Genomic DNA, 610 nt, shown 5'->3' with positions numbered 1-610 from the left:
ACCGCCGCGATGATCACGTTCGTCATCGTCTACATGGCGTTCGACGACGCGGCGCGGGAGCAGGTGCTGCTGTCGCTGCTGGTGGCCGCCGTCGTGGTCGGCATCGCGTTCGTGCGCGAGAAGGTACGGCGTGACCGCGAGAAGGCGGAGCAGCCGGCCTAGTCCCGGATCAGACGGAAGGGCCCGCGCCTCGGGTACGAGGTGCGGGCCCTTCCGTTTCTGCGGGGAACTCAGCCGCGGTCGCCGATCAGCTTCCACGCCGTGGGCAGCACGCCCATCGCCAGCGCCGCCTTCAGCGCGTCGCCGATCAGGAACGGCAGCAGGCCGGCGGCCACCGCCGCGCCGAGCGACATGCCGGTGGACAGGGCGAGGTACGGGACGCCGACGGCGTAGATGACCGCCGAGCCCAGGACCATCGTGCCCGCGGTGCGCAGCACCGAGCGGTCGCCGCCGCGGCGGGCCAGCGCGCCGACCACGGTGGCGGCCAGCAGCATGCCGAGTACGTAGCCGAAGGACGCGCCGCCCGCACCCGAGGTGCCGCCCGCGAACCACGGCACACCGGCCATGCCGACCAGCGCGTACAGCGCCAGGGAGAAGAAGCCGCGGCGGG

General features: G+C 73.3%; 1 protein-coding gene and 1 pseudogene. One reads left to right on the top strand and one right to left on the bottom strand.

Annotation, left to right across the window (positions count from 1 at the left end):
* A pseudogene (locus tag E2E34_RS36910) lies at positions 1–162 on the top strand (amino acid transporter); the annotation flags it as partial.
* Between the two features lie 68 nt (positions 163–230).
* Here the strand turns inward: E2E34_RS36910 and E2E34_RS34735 are convergent.
* A partial coding sequence (locus E2E34_RS34735) for a biotin transporter BioY (protein WP_138905772.1) occupies positions 231–610 on the bottom strand: 380 nt, incomplete at its 5' end.

The sequence above is a fragment of the Streptomyces albidochromogenes genome, assembly GCF_005981925.1.
Taxonomy (GTDB): Bacteria; Actinomycetota; Actinomycetes; order Streptomycetales; family Streptomycetaceae; genus Streptomyces; species Streptomyces albidochromogenes.
The sequence above is the reverse complement of the archived record's forward strand: the minus strand, read 5'-3'. Positions and strand labels throughout refer to the sequence as shown.